The organism is Butyricimonas hominis, from assembly GCF_014287455.1.
Lineage (GTDB): Bacteria > Bacteroidota > Bacteroidia > Bacteroidales > Marinifilaceae > Butyricimonas > Butyricimonas muris.
Genome location: NZ_JACOOH010000002.1, coordinates 530999 through 556233, shown reverse-complemented (window position 1 = coordinate 556233; position 25235 = coordinate 530999). Strand labels below are relative to the sequence as shown.

21 protein-coding genes are annotated in these 25235 nt (G+C 46.5%); 9 read left to right on the top strand and 12 right to left on the bottom strand.

Annotation, left to right across the window (positions count from 1 at the left end; genetic code table 11):
- Positions 1-75: 75 nt before the first annotated feature.
- The 3 genes from thiE to H8S64_RS05990 form a co-directional block, all read right to left on the bottom strand.
- Positions 76-690: a thiamine phosphate synthase gene (gene thiE / locus H8S64_RS06000; RefSeq protein ID WP_186975348.1), complete on the bottom strand. Its 615-nt coding sequence runs from the start codon at positions 688-690 to the stop codon at positions 76-78.
- A gap of 1 nt (position 691) precedes the next feature.
- Positions 692-1486, bottom strand: a complete 795-nt coding sequence (gene thiM / locus H8S64_RS05995) for a hydroxyethylthiazole kinase (protein ID WP_186975347.1) — start codon at positions 1484-1486, stop codon at positions 692-694.
- A gap of 142 nt (positions 1487-1628) precedes the next feature.
- Entirely contained in the window at positions 1629-2813 is a 1185-nt protein-coding gene (locus H8S64_RS05990; RefSeq protein ID WP_099292414.1) for a carboxypeptidase-like regulatory domain-containing protein, read from the bottom strand.
- A 191-nt stretch (positions 2814-3004) separates the two neighbouring features.
- On the opposite strand from H8S64_RS05990, the gene H8S64_RS05985 reads away from it, so the two are divergent.
- The 3 genes from H8S64_RS05985 (at position 3005) to H8S64_RS05975 (ending at position 4715) form a co-directional block, all read left to right on the top strand.
- The gene (locus H8S64_RS05985) at positions 3005-3655 is read left to right on the top strand and encodes a hypothetical protein (RefSeq protein WP_186975346.1); all 651 of its coding nucleotides are present in this window, start codon (positions 3005-3007) and stop codon (positions 3653-3655) included.
- A gap of 5 nt (positions 3656-3660) precedes the next feature.
- Positions 3661-4023: a hypothetical protein gene (locus H8S64_RS05980; RefSeq protein ID WP_099292412.1), complete on the top strand. Its 363-nt coding sequence runs from the start codon at positions 3661-3663 to the stop codon at positions 4021-4023.
- Between the two features lie 254 nt (positions 4024-4277).
- Positions 4278-4715 carry a peptidylprolyl isomerase gene (locus H8S64_RS05975; RefSeq protein WP_018336301.1) on the top strand — a complete coding sequence of 146 codons (438 nt, stop codon included), beginning with the start codon at positions 4278-4280 and terminating at the stop codon, positions 4713-4715.
- 61 nt (positions 4716-4776) lie between these two features.
- On the opposite strand, the gene H8S64_RS05970 is transcribed toward H8S64_RS05975, so the two are convergent.
- The 3 genes from H8S64_RS05970 to H8S64_RS05960 form a co-directional block, all read right to left on the bottom strand.
- The gene (locus tag H8S64_RS05970; RefSeq protein ID WP_186975345.1) at positions 4777-7257 is read right to left on the bottom strand and encodes a heavy metal translocating P-type ATPase; all 2481 of its coding nucleotides are present in this window, start codon (positions 7255-7257) and stop codon (positions 4777-4779) included.
- Positions 7258-7331: 74 nt separating this feature from the next.
- A complete protein-coding gene (locus tag H8S64_RS05965; protein WP_176555067.1) occupies positions 7332-7907 on the bottom strand; it encodes an AraC family transcriptional regulator in 576 nt (191 codons plus the stop codon).
- 159 nt (positions 7908-8066) lie between these two features.
- The gene (locus H8S64_RS05960; protein WP_099292410.1) at positions 8067-8975 is read right to left on the bottom strand and encodes a bifunctional enoyl-CoA hydratase/phosphate acetyltransferase; all 909 of its coding nucleotides are present in this window, start codon (positions 8973-8975) and stop codon (positions 8067-8069) included.
- Positions 8976-9268: 293 nt separating this feature from the next.
- Here H8S64_RS05960 and H8S64_RS05955 point away from each other — a divergent pair, with 293 nt between their 5' ends.
- Positions 9269-10381, top strand: coding sequence for an MFS transporter (locus H8S64_RS05955; protein ID WP_186975501.1), 1113 nt, complete (start codon positions 9269-9271; stop codon positions 10379-10381).
- Positions 10382-10438: 57 nt separating this feature from the next.
- Here H8S64_RS05955 and H8S64_RS05950 read toward each other — a convergent pair whose 3' ends face one another.
- Positions 10439-11011 (bottom strand): adenylate kinase, encoded by a 573-nt coding sequence (locus H8S64_RS05950; RefSeq protein ID WP_099292408.1) that lies wholly within the window; start codon positions 11009-11011, stop codon positions 10439-10441.
- Positions 11012-11182: 171 nt separating this feature from the next.
- On the opposite strand from H8S64_RS05950, the gene H8S64_RS05945 reads away from it, so the two are divergent.
- A complete protein-coding gene (locus H8S64_RS05945) occupies positions 11183-13540 on the top strand; it encodes a penicillin-binding protein 1A (protein ID WP_186975344.1) in 2358 nt (785 codons plus the stop codon).
- Positions 13541-13546: 6 nt separating this feature from the next.
- On the top strand, positions 13547-13813 hold the full coding sequence (locus H8S64_RS05940) for a hypothetical protein (protein WP_186975343.1): 267 nt from the start codon (positions 13547-13549) through the stop codon (positions 13811-13813).
- A 134-nt stretch (positions 13814-13947) separates the two neighbouring features.
- Here H8S64_RS05940 and H8S64_RS05935 read toward each other — a convergent pair whose 3' ends face one another.
- The 4 genes from H8S64_RS05935 to H8S64_RS05920 all read right to left on the bottom strand — a co-directional run bounded on the left by H8S64_RS05935 (position 13948) and on the right by H8S64_RS05920 (position 20285).
- Complete coding sequence (locus tag H8S64_RS05935) at positions 13948-15081, bottom strand: cation:proton antiporter domain-containing protein (RefSeq protein WP_099292405.1); 1134 nt, start codon at positions 15079-15081, stop codon at positions 13948-13950.
- A 101-nt stretch (positions 15082-15182) separates the two neighbouring features.
- Positions 15183-17081, bottom strand: a complete 1899-nt coding sequence (locus H8S64_RS05930) for a BamA/TamA family outer membrane protein (RefSeq protein ID WP_186975500.1) — start codon at positions 17079-17081, stop codon at positions 15183-15185.
- A gap of 18 nt (positions 17082-17099) precedes the next feature.
- Positions 17100-18089: an FAD:protein FMN transferase gene (locus H8S64_RS05925; RefSeq protein WP_255469443.1), complete on the bottom strand. Its 990-nt coding sequence runs from the start codon at positions 18087-18089 to the stop codon at positions 17100-17102.
- A 6-nt stretch (positions 18090-18095) separates the two neighbouring features.
- Entirely contained in the window at positions 18096-20285 is a 2190-nt protein-coding gene (locus tag H8S64_RS05920; RefSeq protein WP_186975342.1) for a patatin-like phospholipase family protein, read from the bottom strand.
- 214 nt (positions 20286-20499) lie between these two features.
- Here H8S64_RS05920 and H8S64_RS05915 point away from each other — a divergent pair, with 214 nt between their 5' ends.
- Both H8S64_RS05915 and hydF read left to right on the top strand, forming a co-directional pair.
- Positions 20500-21651 carry a sigma-54-dependent transcriptional regulator gene (locus H8S64_RS05915; RefSeq protein WP_186975341.1) on the top strand — a complete coding sequence of 384 codons (1152 nt, stop codon included), beginning with the start codon at positions 20500-20502 and terminating at the stop codon, positions 21649-21651.
- Positions 21652-21832: 181 nt separating this feature from the next.
- Complete coding sequence (gene hydF, locus H8S64_RS05910) at positions 21833-23029, top strand: [FeFe] hydrogenase H-cluster maturation GTPase HydF (protein WP_186975340.1); 1197 nt, start codon at positions 21833-21835, stop codon at positions 23027-23029.
- A 44-nt stretch (positions 23030-23073) separates the two neighbouring features.
- Here the strand turns inward: hydF and H8S64_RS05905 are convergent, their stop codons facing one another.
- Positions 23074-24123, bottom strand: a complete 1050-nt coding sequence (locus tag H8S64_RS05905; protein WP_186975339.1) for a hypothetical protein — start codon at positions 24121-24123, stop codon at positions 23074-23076.
- 415 nt (positions 24124-24538) lie between these two features.
- Here H8S64_RS05905 and H8S64_RS05900 point away from each other — a divergent pair, with 415 nt between their 5' ends.
- Positions 24539-25213, top strand: coding sequence for a hypothetical protein (locus H8S64_RS05900; RefSeq protein WP_186975338.1), 675 nt, complete (start codon positions 24539-24541; stop codon positions 25211-25213).
- Positions 25214-25235 lie beyond the last annotated feature (22 nt).

Sequence of the window (25235 nt, the reverse complement as noted above, 5' to 3'; positions counted from 1 at the left end):
CCAGTGCGGTATGTCTTCCCTAGTTCTTGGGTAGGATTACGATAGGATTTCAGTAGTAAAAGGTTATATCTTTCTTTAGGGTATAAGACGAATCAATTCTCGTGCGGCTTTTCCCGGATCATCGGCTCCGATAATCGCGGAAATCACAGCCACGCTATCCGCTCCCGCCCGAAAGATTGAGGCTACATTGTCGGGATGAATGCCACCGATAGCCACTAACGGATGACGGGACACGGAACGAATCCATTGCAACCCGTCCAATCCCCACTCGACAATCGTATTTGTTTTCGTTGTCGTGGAAAAGACAGGACTTGCCGCGATATAAGTTACATCCCACTCGTTGGCTTCAATTACCTGTTCCCGCGTTTCCACGGATAACCCGATTATTTTTCCTTTCGGCAGTAGCCGTTTCACCCGCGAATAGGGCATATCACTCTGTCCGACATGCACCCCATCGGCATCGGCAGCCAGTGCCACGTCTACCCGATCGTTAATAATCAAAGGTACATGATAAGGTGTCAACAATGCTTTCAGCCGAATCGCCCGTTCAATAAAATCCCGGGTAGAGGATTCTTTTTCCCGTAATTGTACCATGGTCACGCCTCCTTTCACGGCAGCTTCAACCGTGCTGTAAAGATCTTTTCCATGCAGCAAACCTTCGTCGGTCACTAAATAAAGCGGGGCATTCATATCATTCGGAAATTTGCACGCATTGCATGAACTGCTCGCGTGTCAGATTATACATCACGTCATACAAATACAATTGCAGAGTTCCAGGACCTTGTGCCATTCCGACCGCAATCTCCCCGCATATACCCATAAAAGAAGTAGCACTCACGGCAGCCATAAACTCATCTTCCGCGACAGCAGCAAATGCACCCAAGATAGCGGAAGCCGTACACCCCAGTCCGGTCACCCTCTCCATCATCGGGGAGCCATTATGCAAATAAATCACTCTCTCGCCTTGCACAACGAGATCCGTTTCCCCGCTCACGCAGACAATACACCCCACACGGGAACTCAATTCGCGGGCAGCTTCCAGACTATTCAGAGAAGACTCGGTACTATCCACGCCTTTAGATTTCGTGGATAACCCTGCCATTGTCATGATTTCCGAGGCATTCCCGCGTATATACCGGGGAGTACCGGCGTTTAATATATCTTGGAGAACCTTCTTCCTAAAACTCGTGGCTCCCGCACCCACGGGATCGAGTACTACCGGATGCCCGATTTCATTCGCTTTCCGGATAGCTGCTTTCATGGATTCCACGGTAAAACGATCCAATGTCCCGATATTAATCACGGTAGCCCCACATAGCGCAACCATTTCATCAATTTCTTCCGACGCGTGTGCCATAATAGGTGAAGCACCTGCCGCCAACAGCGCATTAGCCGTATTATTCATTACCACGGCATTCGTGATATTATGTACCAATGGAGCCTCCGCTCTCATTCGTTCGATATTATTCCAAATTTGTTCTTTCATAAGATCTGTTTATAAAGTACCTTCATGACGATATAACGAAACAAGTAAATTACAAGAGATTACAATATTTAAGTCCGAACGGACTCAATCTTAAATCTTAAATCATTAAATCTAAAATAAAAAGTCCCTTTTCGGGGGACTTTTATTCTTCTTCTTCCAAATATATCGTGTAACGATCCCAGAAATTCCTGTCTGTCGGAACCTCTTCAAAATATACCCGTCCGGCAATAGGAGTGGTATTGTTCACGCTAACTTTTGTTGTTTGGTATTGCATCTCTCCTTTCACACGATCGGAACCGTCCAGATAAGTATACACCATACTCACTCCACTCAAAAAGTAATAAGAACTCACTTTCTTGTAATTGGTCGTAATCGTAGCCATTACTTCGTGCCGAGGACTGTTACCTGCCAGAATCAAATTTCTTCCCAAAAGATTGAATGCGGAAGAAGTGATGCGCATAACGTTTTTAATAACGGCGTAATTCTTCAATTCCACGTATATCTCTCCGCTGTATTTTGTAACGAAGGTCGTACCGGAATTCGACAAGGAAGGTTTCAGACACTCGTAAGTAACAATTTGCACGGAATCACCCTCGTACAAGAATTTACCTTTACTTTTCAATTTAAAGTCCCTGTAATTCTCCAGATCCAGAATATTACGGGTATTACGAACGATATCTGCCGTGATAATGTCATCAAAGAAGATCAACCCGTCCGTGGCGGAAGTCATTTCCTCGCTGCGGCGCACCTGCGAGAAGTTATAATTCAAAGCCTTGAACGCATCCTCGACATTCGAACGCCTGTAACCTTCGCTGTCATAGATATCCACGATCGCCTCTTTCGACTTTTTCTCCCCGTCATTAATCCGGACGCCATATTCAAAATATCCCTCGTAGTTATAAGGACGCGGAATATAATTCCGACCGATATTATTCACCACGTTCTGTAACAATCTTTTCAAGACCAACGATTCTGCCGTTACATCCACCTCGTGAATCCCGTAGGTCATCGGTTTCAAAAATATCTGTACCTCTCCTTTATCCCTTGCCTCGTACAACTTCATCTCGTCTGAAGCATACCCCACCGCGGAAACTCTCATCATATAAGTAGCCAATCTTTCGGAAACTACCAATTCGAACCGACCGTCCATATCCGTGGCAACACCCGCAACCGTACCTAGAATCCCGATATTGGCAAATTCAATCGGTTGACGCGTAACTTCATCCAACACAACGCCCTTCACTCGTATCTTTCCGTCATTCTGAGCTTGAGCGACAAATAATACTCCAAAAAACAAAACGAGTAACGAGAGGATTTTCTTATTCATAGTATATTCTGTATTAATTTTCCAACGCAAATATATAAATAAATATGTATTTGACACACGAATTCCGTATCACGTCTTGAAGCATTAACATTAAATTAAGATTCTGCCGCCCCTATTGTTCTTTGTTATACCCAAATATTTTACTACTTTTGTCACACAACAAGAATAAAGTTCAATTTAAACATTTCAATATGAGAAAAGGATTATTTTATATATCAGGTATTTTAATATTCACGTTACTTTTCTCCTCTTGCGTTTCAAAAAAGAAATACGAGGAATTAGCCAGAGCAAAGAGAAGCGTAGACCGGGAAGTGGCAACACTTGCTAACGACAAGAAGACTCTGGAAACCGAAATGCAAAAACTCAAGGATGATTTTAATGCCGTCCGCTACCAACTGACAGCGAACAACGCGGCCAAAGATAAACAGATTGACGATCTGTACACCCAATTACGGACATTGCAAAGTAAAGAGTCCGCTTTAAAGTCCGAATTGAAAGACGTTTCCGAACAGGTAAAGTCAAAAGTAAAGGATAATGAAGGACAATTGAGCGGTTTACAACTCCAGTTGAAAAGAGCGACTGAAGAACGAGACTTACTTCAAAAACAATTGGCAGAGTACAAAACCAATGTGGATTGGGATAACCGGAAACTAAAAAATGAAGTAGAAACACTCAAGGCAAATATCAAGTTCAAGGACAGCGAAATTGCCCGATTGGAAAAAGAGATTGCCGGGGTGAAAAAACAATTGGCAGATGCTAAAAGTACATTAGCCAAGAAAACTCAGGAAGTAGAGAAACTGACGAATCAAGTAAATCTGTTGAAGAAAGAACTTTCCAAGTAATTGAAATGATTTATATTATCATCAGCATAGTAGGGCTTCTAGTAATAGTTGCCCTTTTTACATACCTTTTCAAATCAAAACAAAAGCCGGATGACACTCCGGTTGTTGTCCCTCCCGCCGACTGTTGCGGCGCTCACGCTATCTGCGAGAAAGGACTAAAGAGAGTGGATGAAAAAATAGAATACTTTGATGATGAGGAACTGGATCAATACCGGGGTATCCCCTCTGACCGATACAGCGATGAACAAATAGACCAATTCCGTGAAGTATTGTATTCCATTCAGCCGGAAGAACTGTCAGACTGGTTTATCAGCCTCGAAAAACGAGGCCTTGAATTACCCGATGTATTAAAACAAGAACTGTGTTGAATCCGTTTTTCGGATTCAACAATTTTACCCGCTTACCATCGCACAAGAGAATCACGAAATCTGCAATCACCTAATCAACGAACTCCTCCATCCTTAACGCCAGTAAACCTGCAACTTGCCGAAGGCAAATGCAACTTGTAACTTGCAACTCGCCGAAGGCGACTATATAAAATGCGTTAAATAACATTAGACGCCTTGCTTCCATTCATTTTATGACCTACATTTGCTTATGAAAATTCTAAAGCAAATTCATAATGTATAGAGCAGAAATAGAAACTGAAAAAGGTGTCATGAAAGTCCTTTTTTATGAAAAAGATGCGCCTAACACGGTTGCCAATTTTGTAAAACTAGCCAAAGAAGGTTTTTACGACGGCTTGACCTTTCATCGGGTGATTCCGGATTTCGTGATACAGGGAGGTTGCCCCAAAGGGGACGGAACTGGTGGTCCGGGATACACGATCAAGTGTGAATTAACCGGGGAAAATCAATATCACGACCGCGGAGTTTTATCCATGGCTCATGCGGGGCGGGATACCGGAGGTTCGCAATTCTTTATCTGCCACAACCGTAGAAATACCGCCCATCTGGATAGAAGACATACTTGCTTCGGTCAAGTATACGAAGGTTTGGAAGTGATTGATGCTATCCGCCAAGGGGACAAAATCATAAAAATTGTGATTACTGAAGAGTAGCCTGTGTTCTTAGTTGTTTTTAAATAATTCAGAGAAGGGGAGCGTTGTGAAACGCTCCCTTTCAGATTTCAGACATTTTGTACTCCCCAGCCTTGCTTGTAACAACTTGTTGCAATTCATCCAACGATAGTTCACCTTTCGTAAATTCAACGGTAGCTACCGGCGGCTCCAGAGTTACAACGGCTTTCACTCCGTCAATGCTATTAAGGGCATTTTCTACATGAGTACGACAATGATTGCACATCATCCCCTCCACCTTAAATTTCTTTTCCATACCTTTTTCTTTTACGTGTTCTACTTCATTTATATATTCATTGTTATTATTTCGATTCGCGGTTATACCTATTTTTTTCCGTTTCAAACGCAGACTGTTACTCACGACGCTCACGCTGCTGAATGCCATTGCCGCTCCCCCGATCATCGGGTTAAGCAGGAAACCGTTTATCGGATAGAGAATACCTGCCGCGATGGGGACACCTATCAAGTTATAGATAAACGCCCAAAACAAGTTCTCGCGGATGGTCTTCACGGTCAATCGCGACAAACGGATGGTTTCCGGGATCTTCATCAAATCGGAGGAAAGGATCGTGACCATGGCTGTTTCCATGGCAATATCACTGCCTTTTCCCATGGCAATACTTAAATCCGCTTGTGCCAATGCCGCGCTATCATTGATACCGTCCCCGACCATAGCGACTTTCCGACCTTCTTGTTGCAACTGTTTAACGAAAATAGCTTTCTCTTGTGGCAATATACCCGATTTATAATGCTTGATACCGGTCTTCCGTGCTATTTCTTTGGCTGTCGCGGCATTATCTCCTGTCAACATATAGACCGTCAACCCCATCTTATGTAATTGGGAAATAGCTTGTAATGATGTATCTTTTATCTTGTCTGTTATCCCCATCACGGCAAGGGCTTCGGTTGAATTGCCGAACCAAATGACCGTTTGAGCATCTTTAAGCCAGCTTTCCGCTTTTTGTTCCAACTCTTTATCGACAGACACACCGTTATCCCGAAGTAATTCGGGAGTCCCGACATAATAAGTTTCATCATTCCATTGCCCTTTTATTCCTCTACCCGGAATACTTTCAAATCCCGTGACCGGAACAGATATTTCATCCCCCAATTCATTGACTATCGCTTCCGCTAGCGGGTGTTCCGACAATCGTTCCAGACTATACAATACTTCGCAAGAGTCTTCCGCTCCCTCCTTCCATTGAGCGTTCACAACGACAGGATGCCCTTCCGTGATCGTTCCCGTTTTATCCAGTACGATCGTGTCTACTTTCCGGGCAACCTCCAAACTCGTGGCATCCTTTATCAAAATACCATGCTCCGCCCCCTTGCCTATTCCCACGATAAGTGCCGTCGGGGTAGCTAATCCCAAGGCGCACGGACAAGCAATAATCAGTACGGTAACCATAGCCAATAAGCCGTGAGTAAAACCGCCCGCCGGGGCAAATATCCACCATGCGGCGAATGACAGTACAGCGATACCGATAATGACGGGTACAAAAATACCCGCTATCTTATCGACCATTTTCTGCACGGGTGCTTTACTCCCCTGTGCATCCTGCACCATACGGATAATTTGTGCCAACATAGTATCGGAACCCGTCTTGTCCGTGGTAAAATGAAAAGCACCTTTCTGGTTAATCGTTCCGGCATAGACCTTCTCTCCCGACCGCTTGCGTACAGGAACAGGCTCACCGCTAAGCATACTTTCATCCACGAATGACTCTCCGCTAAGGACAGTCCCGTCCACGGCTATACGTTCACCGGGTTTTACCGCGATGGTATCACCCACGCGTGCTTCCTCAATCGGTACTGTTCTTTCTCCCGATTCCGTGACAATGGTTATTGTCTTCGGTTGTAAACCCATCAACTTCTTAATGGCCGTCGACGTATTCTGTTTCGCTCGCTCTTCCAGTAAACGCCCCAATAATATAAAAGCAATGATAACACTCGCCGCCTCGAAATAAAGGTGAGGTGTTACCCCTCTCGACAGCCAGAAATCGGGAAACAACAGATTAAAGACACTAAACAAATAGGCAATCCCCGTGCTGATGGCAACCAGAGTATCCATATTTGAAGTTCCATGACGCAATTGCTTCCACGCGTTGATATAGAACCTACGTCCCAAACCTAAAACGGCAACCGTGGAAAGTATCCACAAGACATATTTCATGTAAGGATAATCAATAAAGAACATACTGATTAACATGATAGGAACGGACAAGACCACGGCACTCCACGTTTGGATTTTCAACTGCCGATACTTTTTCTCGCGTGCTTGCCCGACCTCTTCGTCGGTAGATTGATTTTCAGATACCAACAAATCGTATCCCGCATTTTGTACCGCGTTTTTCAAAGATGAAACGGAACATTCATCGGGATTGTAAACCACTTGCGCACTAGCCGTCGCGTAGTTTATATTCGCTTCATACACTCCGGGCTGTGCGTTCAAGACCTTATCCACCCGAGCCGCACAAGATGCACAACTCATCCCTACTACCGGAAATATTTTTTTAGTTTTCATACGCTTTACCTTTTTTCTTTATACAAAGGTAAACCATATCATCCCCCGGATTGTTACAAAATTATGGATATAATTTACACTTTATCCAAAGGTTCCCGTCCGTGTTCCTTCAAACGTTTAAATTCGCTCGGTGACATTCCGGTCACATTGCGGAATTGAGTGCTCAAGTGTGCCACGCTCGAATATTGAAGTTTATCGGCAATCTCACTAATCGAGAGTTCATCATAAAACAGTAATTCTTTAATCCGTTCCACCTTTTGAGCGATATAATATTTCTCTATGCTGATTCCGTTCATTTCGGTGAACAGCTTACTTAGAAAACTGTAGTCATAATGGCATTTCTCCTTCAAATACTCCGACAACTTCAGCTTGGAGAGATTACCTTCATAATGCACCAACTGAATGATAGAAGTCCGTATCTGCTCGATGATACGTTGCCGTTTATCGTCTATCAATTCAAATCCATACTCTTCAAGTGCCTTCCTAATCACTTCCCGATCATCCGATGTCAATTCCTCTTTCACGACAGCCGTGCCCAAATCCACTTGTAGCGGGGTAAACTGCAAATCTTTAAGAATCTGTTTTATAACCAAAATACAACGGTTACAAACCATATTCTTGATAAAAATCACGTGTTTTTGTTCTTCCATGATATAAGTTTATAAAGTTCATAAGGTTTATAAAGTTACGGGAGTCCTTTGGACAATGTTTATCGGCAGTATTGCTGCCGTGAGCAAAGTGCCTGCGGGGTCAATATACTTTATAAACTTTATGAACTTTACAAACCTTATGAACTCTTTAGTTTTAAATTATTTAGCGAAAAGAGCAGCCAACGCTATTGAATTTAACTTGGCATCCACGCTGTCACCTCTGGAAGACAATACACTCGGAGCTGTAGCTCCAACAAGAATAGCGCCTTGACGAGCGTTTGCCAGCTTGGTATTGGTCTTGTAGAATACATTACCGGCCTCGATATTCGGGAATACCAGACAGTCGGCATCACCGGCAACCGGAGAATTAATCTTCTTGATCTCGGCAGCCTCTTTGTCGATAGCCACATCCAATGCCAACGGACCGTCGATATCAATATTGCCCAATTGACCTCTTTCTCCCATTTTAGCCAGAATTGCAGCATCAGTAGTAGATTCCACTTTAGGTAATACTTGTTCCGTAGCGGAGATCATAGCTACTTTCGGACGTTGCACTCCAAGAGCATTAGCAATTTGAGAAACGTATTTCACGATAGCCATCTTCTGTGAAAAATCGGGAGCGGGAATAATTGCAGCGTCACCGAATACCAACAATTTGTGATAATTCGGACATTCCATTACTACCACGTGTGACAACGTTGCTTTCGGGGGCAATAAACCACAATCTTTATTCAAAATCGCACGCATATATTTGTCCGTGCTGACCAATCCTTTCATGATAAAATCAGCCTCTTTCTCACGTACCATTTGTACTGCTTTAGCAGCAGCTTTTGTATCAACAGGCTCATGCACAATCTTGAAACGAGAAATATCGAAACCGTGTTCCGCACATACCTTCTTGATTTCATTCTCGTCGCCACACAATGTAGCTTCCACGATACCTAATTCAACCGCCTTATTTACAGCCTCGATAGAATGGCTGTCATTCGCGTACGCCACAACCAGACGTTTCTTTTTTGAGTTAGCTTTTAATGCCTCGTAAATGTCATCAATTTTTTGTATTGCCATGACAAACTTATTTTTACTAATTAGTGATTTATGTTTTTAATTTGGAAGCAAAAATAACGCTTTTTGAATAAAACAGAAACAAAAACCAGCTTTTTGATATTAATTTCTAAATTTACCAGTCGCTTGATGCTAACGTTTCCGGTCAATATCATTAAATTTCATTTTAATTCTCCATTTTCAAGTTTCAATTCGTTACTTTTGCCTCTTGAAATAAAAAAATAAATAGCGTGTCGTTTAGAAAAAATATCATCGCCCTTTACCTGATCAAGGTTTCCAAATGGTTTACCTTGGTGATGCCTATCATTGTCTTGTTTTACAAGGAATGCGGGCTTGATTTGGCTGATATTTTCATCTTGAAGAGCGTCTATTCCATTGCCATGGTATCCTTGGAGATCCCCACTGGATATCTTGCCGATGTCTGGGGAAGAAGGAATTGCTTAATTGCCGGATGTATCCTTTGCTTCTTCGGGTTTACCAACTACTCCCTCGCGGACACGTTTGTCGCGTTCTTCATATCGGAAATCCTGCTCGGTTTCGGTCAGAGTCTGGTATCGGGCGCCGATTCGGCACTGCTTTACGACACGATGATTCATTACCGTAAAGAAGAAAGTTACTTGAAATACGAGGGACGTGTAACCATGATCGGTAATTTCTCGGAAGCCTTTGCCGGTATTTTCAGCGGGCTGTTGGCGACCTATTCCCTACGTCTTCCTTTCTACGTGCAAAGCGGGATTGCCTTTATCGGTATTCCGGCAGCCTTTATGCTCACGGAACACGCGGCAAAGACAAGAATAGAAAACTCGTTTGCCAATATCGTGAAAATCATCCAATATTCCCTCTTCACCAACAAAGAACTATGTTATAATATCATGTTTTCCGGTGTCATCGGGGCTGCCACGCTGACCATGGCGTGGTTTGTACAACCCTTACTGATAGAACTGGATACTCCGACCTCTTGGTTCGGCATCATCTGGACGATATTGAACCTGACCGTGGGTATATCGGCACTCTACTCCGACCGACTGGACCAAAAACTGGGAAGCAACAGGATGTATGCGTTTATCCTGTTCTTTATCATAGGGGGATACGTGGCGGTATCGTTCAACATATCTTACACGGGATTGGTATTCCTTTTCTTTTTTTATATCGTGAGAGGATTTGCCACCCCCATTCTAAAAGGATATATCAACCAGATCACGTTCTCCGAAATGCGGGCAACGGTTCTCTCTATCCGGAATTTCGTTATCCGTTTAATGTTTGCAGCCATGGCTCCGCTCGTGGGATGGCTACATGACCTGTATTCCCTTTCCGTGGCATTGCAAGCCACGGCTGTCATTATTTTTATTCCCGGACTATTATTCCTTATCTTACAGTGGCATTATAAGCCGCAAGAACCCGGAATATAATAAAAAAGCGATTGAAACACAGTTATTTCAATCGCTTTTTTATTTATCTTACTTGCTTTACTTTACCCCTTCCAAAATACCCGCAATGGATTGGAAAACCTCTTCTACCGTGGCAAAGCCATTTACTGTATGATGCTTTTTCTGGTTCTTGTAGTGGTCGGCAACCGGCAAAGTCTTCGCCTTGTATTCCCGAAAACGATTCTCGATAACCTCTTCATTATCATCGGAACGTCCCTCTATCTTCGCACGCTCTAACATACGGCGCATTAACTCATCGTGAGGAACATCAATACTAATTAAAGCACTCAACGGATGTCCCGTTTTTGCAAGCATTTCGTCAAGAATCTCGGCTTGTCTGACAGTTCTTGGGAAACCGTCGAACAAAAATCCGTTTACATCCTTATGATGTTCTATACTATTCACGATTAACGCTACCACGAACTCGTCGGATAATAACTCGCCTTTATTAATTATTCCGGCGGCCATTTTACCAAAATCCGAACCTTCGGCAATTTCTTTACGAATCATGTCCCCCGTGGACAGATGAGCCAAATTGTACTTCTCGACAATCTTCTTTGCCTGAGTTCCTTTTCCGGCTCCCGGAGGGCCAAACAACGCGATATTCAGCATGACAATATACTTTTGTTTCTTTTTACGTAGTTAATTTGTTATTTATTTCGTTTTTGTAAACTGTGCCACAAAGGTATATTTAAATCCCTATGAAAAAAGGAAATATCGAAATAATTTTTCATCCGTAAAATAAAAATATATTTCTACTTTTACACCGCAAATAAACACGTGATGGAAAAAAGAAAAAAAGTACAGAAAAGGAAACCCAAGAAACAGAAAAAGAGCTTCTTAAAGCGAGTCGTCAAAACCTTGCTTTTAACCGCTTTGCTATGTGTTTTTCTGGTCGGTCTGTTCGTGTATTGTGTTTATTACGGCATGTGGGGTAAAATCCCGGATTATCAGGATTTAAGGGAGATACGGAATTTCGAGGCTTCCTCCCTGTACAGTTCGGACGGCGAACTGCTTGGGAAATATTACGTGGAGAACCGCACGAATGTCCCGTTCGGCGAAATTTCCCGCAATGCAGTTAATGCCCTGATTGCAACCGAAGATGTCCGCTTCTATGAACACAAGGGATTTGACAAAATCAGCATGCTCCGCGTTCTCTTCAAGACACTGTTACTCGGTGACAGGAGTTCCGGTGGCGGCAGCACAATCAGCCAGCAGTTGGCAAAGAACCTTTTCCCCCGCGAATACCGGAGCAGTCTGATGCTTCCGGTCATCAAAATCAAAGAAATCATCACCGCCCACCGGTTGGAAAAACTGTACTCGAAAGACGAGATACTCACTTTATATTTGAACACCGTATCCTTCGGGGAAGGAACATTCGGCATCGAGAGTGCCGCGCAAAAATACTTCTCCACGACGGCAACACAACTCACAATTCCGGAAGCCGCCACGTTGATAGGTTTATTAAAAGGTCCCTCCTACTACAATCCCCGCGTACATCCCGACCGTATGTTACAGCGGCGCAACACGGTGATTGCCCAAATGGAGAAATACGATTACCTCACGGAAGCCGAGGCCGAGCAACTGAAAAAGGAGAAGCTGGAACTCCGTTACAAACCCTTGAATCATTATTCGGGATTAGCCCCCTACCTGCGGGAACAAATCAGGCAGGATGCCATGAAGCTGATTGCCAAATACAACGAGGCAAACAGCACGAATTACAATTTATACAAGGACGGTCTGATTCTCACCACGACGATTGATGCCGAGATGCAACGTTACGCAGAAGACGCCATGCACACCCACATGAAATCTTTGCAAAACTCTTTCTACACGCATTGGGACAAACAAGACCCGTGGTATAAAGAACCCGATATCCTCGATAAAGCCATCCGGGAAAGCACAACTTACAAATCACTGAAACAACAGGGATTGGGTGAAAAAGCCATTCTTGCCGCTCTAAACGAGAAGAAATGCATGACTATTTACAGCGCCTATCAAGGAGAGGTGGAAATGCAAATGTCCCCGATCGACTCCATTAAGCACTACTTGAAAATACTTCACCCCGGCATGATCGCCATAGAGCCGCATACCGGAAAAGTAAAAGTATGGATTGGCGGATTGGACTTCAAGTATTTCCAGTACGATCAAGTACTGGCGCCACGTCAAGTGGGTTCAGTCTTTAAACCTGTCGTTTACAGTGCCGCCGTTGAGCATGGAGCCCGAGTGGATGCCTATTACAAGGATGAACAAAAAAGCTACCCGGAATATGACAACTGGACTCCCCGGAACTCGAACAACCGATACGAGGGATTCTACACGCTGAAAGGGGCATTAAGTCAATCTATCAACACGATAGCCGTGGAAGTACTTCTCCAGACGGGAATAGATACCACGATAGCACATGCCCGCCGTCTGGGAATACAAAGCGACCTGCCCGCTGTTCCTTCCATAGCCTTGGGTGCGGCGAATATTCCGTTAAAAGAAATGGTTCTCCCCTATTTATGTTATGCAAATAACGGGGTTCTCACGGAACCTTACTATTTGGTTTCGATCAAAGACCGGGAAGGACGGATTATATACGAGGCGGAACCTCCCCGCAAAGAACAGGTTTTACCCTCCGGAGAAGCTCACTTGATGTCATCCATGCTCACGGCTGTCATTCAAGAAGGAACCGGCAAGCGCCTTATCAATAATTACGGGTTGAATATGGCTATCGCCGGAAAGACCGGAACCACCCAGAACCAAGCCGACGGCTGGTTTATCGGTTACACCCCCCGCATCGTCGTGGGGATCCGTGTCGGGGCGAACAACTCCCGCGTCCATTTTAAATCTACCTCTTTGGGACAAGGTGCGAACATGGCACTCCCCATCTTCGGTTTGTTCATGCAGGATTGCTTGAAGAGCAGCACGTACAGCTATTGGGCGAAACTCTCGTTCCCCGTACCGCCTATGAGTACTCAAAAAGAATTGGAAGTCCCCACCTTTAAAGAAAATATAAATATACTGGATAGATTGACTAACCGGAAACTTGAAAAAGTGAAACACCACGAAGAAGTCGCCCCCGAAACGGAGCAACCGAAAAAGAAAGGTTTCTTCAAGAAAATCGGCGACCTGTTCAAGAAAAAAGATAAAAAATAAACGCAAATGAAAAATATAGACAAAACCTCTCTAATTATATCGCTCGTCGCTCTTGTCGCGGCATTCAGTATCATTTCCATCATCGCGTCCCCAACCGAAGTACGCTTCTCGTGGCAAGGAATAACCCCGTGGAACACAGTAAGAGCGGTACCGTTGATGTTCAAACGGTTTATAGACATCGACAACCGAATCATCTACACAATATCCGTGTTACTTATCGCCTACTTGTGGTGGAGAATGTACGCCTTAATCAAGAAAATAAAGAACAACTGATTGATTTATGATTTCTTGATTTACGATTGACACTCTAACCTAATTGATAACAAATAAGTTATTAATTGATTTCCGTTCAAATCATTAAATTCCTAAATCTTCAATCAAGAAATCTAAAATCATAAATCCAAAAACTATTCTTTAACCCCATACACGCTCTGCGAGATACGTTTCACGGCAACCACGAAGAATCCGGTCAACACGAGATTCAGCACCAGACTAAGGATAGAGATAATCAATGCCGGACCACCCAACTGGTAACCCATGGCAATCACGATAATCCCCGCTCCCACTTCACCGCGGGTAAACATACCGATTGACAGTGCCAACCGTTCCTGTATCTTCCGGTCACGATAGAAAAACAGCGGGAACATCTTTCCCAGATTAGAAAGCACCGTCACGACAATCACGTGAAAGATAAGCACGCCCCACCCGGGCATACTGTCGCCTCCGGTTTCCAGACCGATAAAAATCGGCGTACTCAATCCCACGAGGAACATAAACAAGTAGGAAATAAAGCTGGACGCCCTCTCTTCCTCGCGCGAATGCTTGTGAACCGTCTTCATCACCATCCCCAGCACGAAAGCGGGCAACAACACCTCGATATGAATTGCCCCGTCCTGTCCCATGAGCGATTTCGTGATCAGGTACACGCTCTCGAACGCTGCCACGATACACACGGAATAAAGCAAAATAGCCCTCCACGACTGTGGCAGATTCAGCGAACTCAAACGCTTCCACCCGAAGATCAGAAGCACGCAAACGACCAGTATAATCACGAACAACTGCCACTTGAAACCAATCATTAATATCTGCAAGGGAATCATCAAAAGAATCGTATCCAAATCGTCAAATATGGCAAGTACCTGTGTTTTCTTGTAAATCCACTCCCGTTTCAGTCCGGCGGCAGCCAGCATCGTGAACAATATCCCTGCTGACGTCGGGGCGGCAAACCGGCTGATCAGCAAGTTATTCTGCCACGAAAGCCCCGTGTCCAAAAAGAAAATATAATAGAAAGCGATCAGTAACCAAGGTACGGCGGCAGTCGCCATGGCGATAAAATAATCGGTGGTATAAGATCTCCATTTCGTCTTATCCAACTCGAACTCCCGTCCGACATTTATCATGATAAACGCGAGGCAGATAAACATCAGCCATTTACATACACTATAAAAACTCCCGTACATTTCTCCCATGGCAGACGGGAGTATTTGAGAAAAAAATAAGCCGCAAAGTAAAAAAATAGAAAACAAAAAAACCTTCTTCATCCTCTCCAAATTAATTTACCGCAAAGATACAACTTCTCGGGGAATTTCGGAAGCCTATTTAAAACGAATCTAGTTAAAAAGTGTATCGAAATACCGTTGAGCTACTCGTATTTAATCGCGTCCGGTTTATAGACTCGGTAATCATAAAACCCTGTTTTCCGTCGGCTCGAGGCATCCACCTCGATCAAGTGGGCGTCGGGTGGAACCTTCGGGTAAAAAGCGAAACGTATGCTTAAATTCTTTAGAATCAAATTATCATTACGCAAATTCAGGCTGAACCCTATCCCCCAGTACGACTGACTTTTAAATATCGATTTATCCTCTCTGGCAAGCACCCCCCAATCCACGAAAGTAGTCACGGATGCCCGGAATCCCCGCTTGATATACGGTAGGAAAAGTGTTGTCGACACGGAACCGGAAAGACGTTGTTTACCCCGTATAGTGTCGGTATCGAAACCCCGTATATTCGCATCTTCGAAATAGATATAATCGTCGGGATTCCGCTTGAATCCCAGCACGTAATCCATGTTACTGTAAAAACGTAACCGATACCGGGACAACTCGTACAGCGGGCTGATAAACTGCGCCCCGGCTTTAAACACGCCGCTTTCCGCCGTGTAGCCGTTCCAGAAAGAACCCAATGCCGCGTACCACGAGTAAAAGTTATCCTTGTATTTGTCAAACCACGAGTAATGCCATTCCGTGCCGAGATAACCGTACTCCGTGAAATCACTTTTCTCGTAACCGAAAAGCAACGTGCCGGACAAACCGGAAGGGATATCCTCCGTGCGCCCGAAATCATAGATCAAATTCGCTTTAAAATACTTTATTTTCGTGAATGTCAAAGCCCCCATGATCCGGTTACGGTCGTAATAAAAATGATTCGAATCACTCGTCACCAGCGGACGATCCACGAAGTTGGTACCCGTGTAACGTCCCGTCAGGTAAAATATCCGGTTATAGCTGAATTTCTCGTTCAAGTAAAAAGATGTCCCTCCCCAAAAATCCCATAACTGGTAATTAAACGACTCTATCGGCTTCGTGATATCCCTGTCCACCAACGTTTTGGACGAGTACACCCGGCTAAAAGCAGCTCCCCCCGCCCATTTCGTCTTGTATGTCAGGAATCGTTTATCCATTTGCACGCGCAAGACTTCTTGATTAAAGGTATTCTCGTACATCCCGTAGAAATCCATGTGCGTTCCCACGACATTCGCCGCCTTGTACTCGATCAGATTTCCCCACTTCTGGTCTTTACGCCCGCGGTAACTGGCCTCGTAATGTACCATATGCCCCAACTTGAACAAGTTCTTGGTTTCGATACCCATGTCCACGGAATTCAAGAAATTACTCCACACTTCCCCCGTCCACGAGAACTCGTCCTTGCACACCACCACCAGATCGACCATCGTCGTGTCGCCCGCCACTCGCTCGATCCCTATCAAGGCATCATCGACATTGGACATTTCCTTCAGCAATTGCTCGTTCTGAACCAACTCGAAGGGATCGATATACATCCCCGGCTTCACCGTCATTTGCTTTTTAATCACCCGCTCGGCGGACTTCTGGTGAATGGAATTGGCGAGGGCAAGAATCCACTGCAAGCTATCCTGCCCGTAAGTAATCGTGTCATTGACGCTCGTCCCGAAAGGAGGCAACACTTTGACACGAATCTCCCGGATCATTTTTCCCCGGTACGGCTTATAACGGTCTTCACTATTCTCCGTTTCAACAATATCGATATTATATTTCCGGGGATTAACGAATATCATCTTGTAAAGCTCCTTCGTCCATTTACGACGGTAAGCCACCTTTTTAATCTTGGAATACTCGTACCGGAGTGTGTCTTGAATCAGACTATCGGGCAGGAAGATTTTACTGTTTTGTTTCACAGTGTCCCGCAATAGCGACAAGCATGCGTTTCCTGATAAAGGTCTCGCTCCGGCGCGACTTTCCACGAGTAAAACCCATGCTAGAACCAATATCAATAAACGAATCATTACTTTCACCTGACAGAACTAATCTTTCAATATCAATGTTTTCAACTTTTCAGACACCCACACTTCACGCTCTCCCTGTTCATTTTGATATATAAAACAAGCCTCCACGCTAGGATTGGCCTCCACTATTTCCTTCGCTTTCTCCATACCCAGCACCATAAAAGCCGTGGCGTAAGCATCCGCTTCCATACACGTGGGAGCGTACACGGAAGCCCCCAGTATATCCTGTTGGACAGGAAAACCCGTCTTAGGGTTTATCGTGTGGGAATATTTTTTCCCGTCCACAACGTAAAACCTGCGATAATTACCCGATGTCGCCAACGCACCCTCTCCCATTTCCAGCACGAATTGCAACTCCCTACGAGAAGCCGCCTCGTCATCTATCGGTTTGTCGATACCGATATGCCACGGGCGGGATTTATTACTTTGTCCCTTCACCCGAACTTCCCCGCCAATCTCCACCATGTAATCCCGTACACCCTGCCCCTCGAGAAATTCCGCTACCAGATCCACGCCCAACCCTTTGGCTATCGAACTGGCATCCATCTGGATTCCCTCGACCGCCTTGACAAGCCGGCCGTCCTCTATTTTCAACTTCTCCATCCCCACGTATTGCAGCAACGAGTCCACTTTCTCCGCCGACGGCAACCGCTCGTTCTTGTAACCGAACCCCCATGCGTTCACCAGCGGTGCCACGGTGATATCGAACGCACCCCCTGTCTTCGCGTGTATCTCTGCCGCCTTCGTGAACAATCTCACGAACAGCGAATCCGTCCGGTCTGTCACCCCCCGGTTCAAGCGGGCTATCGTCGATTTCTTGTTAAACATGGAAAGCGATTCGTTCACGCGCTCCATCTCCCGGCGTATCTCCGCCGCGTAATCCTTGTCACTCTTGTAAGATATATGATAGGTAGTACCGTACACCGTTCCCTCGGTAAACCGGTACATGTTCCGTTGACATCCCGCGCATGCTATTAACATGCAAATAATAATCCCCAATCTCTTCATAAAACCTTAAAAGTAATATCCCAAATTAAAGTAGAACCCTAGTTTCTTCGACCAATCCGACAGCGAGAAAGTGACGTCAATCGGTCCCACGAAACTATCGTACGAGTATCCCACGCCCCCGCCAATAATATCATCGCCCCCGAACACGTCAAAGAAATTGGCATCCTGCTTGGCGTAATTCCCGGACAAAGATATATAATGATTCCGCCCGAGATTATAGCGCAACATGATTTTAGCCACCACCAGCGAATTGTCGAATATCTCCAGATGCTGGATACCGAGGAACGGCAACTGCTGGTCAACATACCGTCCGGCAACGTCACCTCCCATGCAATTCAAATAAGGATAGGGGATATTATTCCCGATCAGCACCCGACCGTATATCGAGGGAATAAACTTCACGCGCCGGGTAATGGACAACACGCTCTCGAAATCCAAACCTATCGCCGAAAATGGCGCGCCGTCATTGTACGTCAGGAAATTATCCGTGTAAAGCGAATAATCGACTTTCAACGAGATCCCTCTCGTGGGGTAATAACGCTTGTCGAATGTTTCCAGATGCGCCAACCCGTAGTAGCTGAAAAACCCTTCCGGTTTTACCCTAATATTATGATCCCGATCCGAGAACAGGAACGACTCGTAATTGAAATACTCGTAACGCGCCCCGATCTGCATCTTGAAATTCCGGAAATAAATATCCGAACCGCCCAACTCCACCTTGTGGTAAGCGTACTCTATATTATCCTGCTTTTTCCCCTTGTGGTAAATATCCAGATTATTATACTTGAACGTGTACCCCAGCTCGAACCTCCGTAGGAAAGTATTCCCGAGGGAATAATTCAACTTCACGTAAGGATTCATGCTCAATCGCCCGGTCAGCGAAAGGCGGGAACCCCGCAACTCCTTGTGCGATATCGTCGTGTTCAACAATATCGCCGCCATCTCCTCCGAGTCGAAACGGAACCCGAGATTCAACGAACTCATGGGCTTCTGTTTCAGAATCAGTTCCAAGTCATACACCGGTCCCCCGCTCAACTTGTAGCTCACGCTGGAGAAAGCCCCGATACCGTACAACTCGGCTATCGCGTGATGCAGGTCATTCAACGTGATGCGGCTATAATTCTTGATCCGTATCTTCTTTCTCAACCATTTCTCGTCCCGCGCGTCAATCCCCGTCAAGTGTACTTCATCTATCGTGAGCGTATCGTTCAGAAGCACCACTTTATCCTCCGTATCCGCGGCATTCTTACCCTCCGGTATTCCCAGCTCGCGTTTCAGCTTCATCAACTCGTCCCATTGGGCACGGGCAACTTCTTCCCCCCGCATAATCAACGTATCGACTGCCCGGGTAGAGAAACTGGCGGCAGAGTACGGGTACACGTCCGGTTTTATATACACGTTTACCATCTTCTTGTTTTCCTCGTACTTCTGGATTCCCAGAAACGAGGTCATCTGGTCGATAATTCCCGTCACCGACTCCAGACCGGAAGCGTCTTTCAATTCCGCCTGCACGTCCACCCCGATGATAATATCAGCACCCATTTCTTTCGCTATATCCACCGGGAAATTATTCGATATTCCCCCGTCTACCAGCACCATCCCGTCCCTTCTCACCGGGGCGAACACCCCCGGGATAGCCATACTCGCACGCATGGCAAGCGGCAAAGTCCCGCGATCCTGCACCACCTCCTTGCCGTCCACCAGATTACTTGCCACGCAAGCGAACGGGATCGGCAACCGGTGGAAATCAAGCGAATCGTGATACCCTATCGTCAAATCGGAAAACAGGTTGAATATATTCTGTCCGCTGATAAACCCCGACGGGATCTTCAGCTCGCGATTGTTCTTAATCGGCACGGAAACAAGATATTTCTCCGTTTCCTCTTTCTCCGAGAAAGGCAGGTTATAACGATACACTTTATCACTCAACAAAAACATCCAGTCCTGCGCCCTCACCAGACTATCCATCGTGCGCGCGTCATAACCGATCGAGTACAAAGCCCCCACGAGAGCCCCCATACTCGTGCCCGCGATATAATCTATCGGGATACCCGCCTCTTCCAGCACCTTCAACACACCGATATGCGCCACTCCTTTCGCCCCGCCGCCACTTAACACCAACCCCACCTTTTTGCGCTGCGCCTGAACATCCAATACAAGAAACAATACAAGAAGAAAAACCAAAGACCGCTTCATAGTTTATTAAGTTTTGCCGAAGGCAAGTTATAAAATCACTCAAAAATACTTATTTCCCGGGAATAATCAAAATAAAGTTTCGCCGCGGGTAAAACTTTATTTTAGTTGTAACCTGCAACTCGCCGAAGGCGAATGTAACTTGCAACTTTTATCTCACCCCTTCCCATATCCAAAAATAAATACTAAATTTGCCGTGAGACAAAAAAGATGTACTATGACAAAAATACTTGTGATTGACGACGAGAGGAGTATCCGCAATTCCATGAAAGATATTCTCCAGTACGAGGGACACGAAATCGTGCTTGCCGAGAACGGCATGGAAGGACTCGTGGCAGTGAAATCGGAGAAACCGGATATTGTATTTTGCGATATAAAAATGCCCAAAATGGAGGGCATCGAAGTACTGGAACGTATCAAAGAGTTTTCCGCCGACACCCCGGTTATCATGATATCGGGACACGGAACGATAGACACGGCAATCGAGGCCATTAAGAAAGGAGCCTACGACTTTATCGAGAAACCGCTGGACTTGAACCGGCTGTTGATCACCATAAAGAATGCGACAGACAAACACTTGCTGATACACGAAACCAAAACACTGAAAAACAAAGTCAGCAAGCGATACGAGATGATCGGTCAATCCGACGCACTCAACCGCGTGCGCTCCATAATCGAGAAAGTGGCAGCCTCCGATGCCCGCGTGCTTGTCACGGGACCTAACGGCTGCGGCAAAGAACTGGTAGCCCACCAGCTGCACGAGCTCAGTCACCGGAAAGAAAGCACTTTCGTGGAAGTAAACTGTGCCGCTATCCCCTCCGAACTGATCGAGAGCGAATTGTTCGGGCACGAGAAAGGTTCTTTCACCTCCGCCATCAAACAAAAGAAAGGAAAGTTCGAGTTAGCCACCGGCGGCACCCTCTTTCTGGACGAGATCGGCGACATGAGCCTCAGCGCGCAAGCAAAAGTGTTACGCGCCTTGCAGGAGCAGAAAATAACCCGCGTGGGCGGTGACGCGGACATCAACGTTGACGTACGCGTAATCGCGGCCACGAACAAAAACCTGAAAGAAGAAATCAAACGGGGTAATTTCCGGGAAGACCTCTACCACCGCCTAAGCGTCATCATCATCGACGTCCCGCCATTAAATCAACGGTTGGAAGATATCGAGATACTGGTTCCCCATTTCCTGACAGACATCTGCACCGAAATGGGCATCGCCCCGAAAAACATCACCGCGGACGCTATTGATGCCCTCAAAGAGTGCGAATGGACGGGTAATATTCGTGAACTACGCAACGTCGTGGAACGCTTGGTCATTCTCGGCGGGAACACCATCACCCGGGAAGACGTGAAAATGTACAGATAAAACAGTTCATAAAGTTTATAAAGTTCATAAAGTTTATAAGGTTTATAGACCCCCGCGGGGCGTTTTGTCCACGGCAGCTTGAGCTGCCGATAAACACTGTCCGAAGAACTCCCGTTACTTTATGAACTTTATGAACCTTACAAACTTTATAAACTTTACAAACCTTATAAACTCCCCTCTCATGGGCAAAGACAACAAACTACACATCATCCTGTTAGGTCGCCGCAACAGTGGAAAAAGTTCCTTGATCAACACCTTGACAGGCCAGAATATAGCTATCGTTTCGGACGTTGCCGGAACGACTACCGACCTCGTGAAAAGAAGCTACGAGATTCCCGGCTTCGCGTCGGTCATATTTATCGACACGGCAGGCGTCGACGACTCCGGCGCGCTGGGTGAAGCACGCGTAGCGAAAACACGTGACGCCATCTCGCTAGCCGACATCGCCATCCTTGTCATCGCGGGCAATCAATTCGAGGAACACGAGCGGCAACTCGCCGGGCGTTTCAAGAAACAGGAACTCCCCTTCCTTATCATTCACAACAAAAAGGACGAAGCTCCCCTCTCGCCGGCATTGAAGGAACGCCTCACGCGGGAATACAGTTGTCCGGTCATCGACTTCTCGACCCGCGACATGGATACCACTCCCGTTCTGGATGCCTTGAAAAGCGTGTGGCACGCGGAAAACGACAGCCCGCGATCGCTCGTCGGCGACTTGATTGCCCCGGGTGACATCGTGTTGCTCGTCACCCCGATCGACTCCGAGGCTCCCGCCGGACGCATGATCCTTCCACAAGTACAAATGCTCCGCGACATACTCGACAACCACGCCACCGCCATCGTCCTGCAACCGGAAGAGATCACCTGTTTCCTCGCGAATACCGGGATACGTCCCCGCCTCGCGATCACGGATAGTCAAGTATTTAAAAAAGTAGCGGCACTCGTTCCGCCCGAAATACCGCTGACAAGTTTCAGCATCGTGCTGGCACGCCACAAGGGGAACTTCGACGCTTACATGAAAGGTACTCCCCGGATAGAACGACTGCAAGAGGGCGATCGCGTGCTCATGCTCGAATCCTGCTCCCACCACGTGTCATGCGAGGACATCGGGCGGCATAAAATCCCCCGTTGGTTACAGGATTACACGGGCAAAAACTTTCAATTCGATTTCATCGCGGGACTGGACGCCATCACCCGCCCCATCACCGACTACGCCATGGTCATCCAGTGCGGCGGTTGCATGATCACGGGCAAACAACTTAAAAACCGCCTCCAACCCGCCATCGAAGCCGGCATCCCCGTCAGCAACTACGGAATGACCATCGCCTACCTGCACGGGATATTCCACCGGGCAACGGAGGTTTTCCAAACGAAATAAAGGTATGCCGGGGCATACCTTTATCACGTTTGAAAAGTTACATTTCAACCGCTCTCGTGCTTTTTCTTCAAGGTGAAGATCGTGTCGGCGAGTACCTGCATTCTCTCGTCGAATTGCCGGGCGTGTTCGCCGGGGGCGTCCTCGACACCGGACACGTCGTCGAGGATACTATCAAGAAGCGCATCCCTTTCCTCCGCGGCAACCGCCGCGTTCTCCCCGCTCGCTATCCTTCTCGCTTTCTCCTCTTCTCGTTTTTCTTCCTCCGCCTCCCGGAGTCGCTCGCGTTCGGTTGCCCGTCTTGCCAGTTCCATGTCGACGGCGGCATTCAGTTTATCAATCGCCCCGGCAAGCGGGAACTTCAACTTCATATCTTTAGCGATACGATTGATTGCCACGAGGTTGGAATCACCTTGCAGCTTGCACTCGGAATCGGACGTCGGTTTCCCGTTGGCGCGAGCGGTGAAAACGTAAGCGAAAAGCGTGTCGAGATTGACGTTCGCGGGAATTGCCGTCGAGGTCGATCCTTCCTCCGACCGCGCGCGCAATCGCTGCACGATGCACGTTTTGCTCGTCGGGTCGTATAACACGCAATACCCCACGTCGTCCGGGTTACGGTTTGTTCCCAACGTCGTGTCCGCTGCCTGCACGCAGGAAATTTTGCGCGCTTCCCTGTCGAGCGTCACGGTCACGGCAATCGGCGGCACTTTGCCCGCGGCAAGAATCAGGTTCGGGTAATCGATCAGGTAAGTGTATTGTTTCGACACGCTCTGCTCGGGATCGTACGGGGTTTCCGGGTCTATCTTTACCGCCGTTGACACGCCCGTCACGGCGTTCACGCCCACGAAACGGGAATGCCCGGAAGCCTCCCGCCCGGTGTACGGGAAACCCACTTTCGCCCCCGGCAACAGGTAACCGCCTTCCCTGCCCAACCCGCCGAAGGCGGCATCGTTCTTCGCCACGGTTTCGTTCAGCTTCACTTTCTTGTTCGACAAGAGGCGCACCACGGTCACACCCGGTTCAAACGGGTGGGGGTAATGTACTTGGTCAAGCAACGTGCCTCGCACGCTTGAGCATCCTACAATTCTCTTTCTCATAGTTTTTAATTTTAAACAGTTAATAAAAGTCCGGCACTAACCGTCCGGCAGGACAGGAAGTGCACGCGCATCTTTCCGCGATTTACAGGGAAGATTTATGTTCTTTTCCAATCACAAGTTAGAACTATTATTTTCATTTCCAATGGAATTTGATGTTAAATATTAATATTTTTTAATTCTTAATACCACTCTTTTACACGACTATATCAAACACCATGTAAACAACACGTGTACAACAATATACAGCCTAAAACCAGTCGTATCCCGCGTGGCTTACTTATGCAGAACTCATGCAGAACTTATTAACAAGTTGATAACATTTTCTGATAAGTACTTTGTTAATTCAAAATAATTGTTTATTTTTACATGGTACGGGATAAAGAGGGGATTAGTGTAACCGTTTAATTCGATAGCCATGGGAAGAAAAAATCAATCCGACCCGACGCGCAAGAGTTTTATCCTGAACGGGATAAGATATTATTACCGGAACGATAAACTATGCGCCATGCCAGCCAAGCGGGAGAAAGTGGAGCGACCCGCCACGGAGAAACAACAAATGGCGAGGGACGCCATGGAGATAACGGGAACGTTTCCTGTCAACTTTTTCCGGCTCTCCCCGGTGCTCTACTTCGCGTGGAACATGTACGGGGAGTGTTTCAGCCTAACCTACTTGGATATTTTCAGGAAGCTCAATTATCCCGTGCTCGACTTGAAGTTGCAGGGCGTGGATTACTTTCCCGATTTCCACTTCTGCAAGGGCGATCTCGTGCCGCCGAGGGATACGCGGGTGAACCGCGAGGGGTGGACGTTTTTTCTCTACTGGAACGCGCCCGCCCGCGAGTACGGGCGGGCGAACCCGAATGACTCTCTGGCACTGGGATTTTTCTATGACTCGCGCCCCGATTCGCCGCAATTCATCATGACATCCTTCACCCGCGGCGAATGTTTCGCGCGAATCGCCCTCCCCGACTCCGCCCACCCGGAAACGGAAACCGTGCATCTCTACCCGTTCTTCACGTCGCCCGACTGGAGCGCGTACTCCGATAGCAGGTACGTGAAAGCAGAAGTTATCGATCTGGTGATCCCGTGATTCACGATTTATGATTTACGAT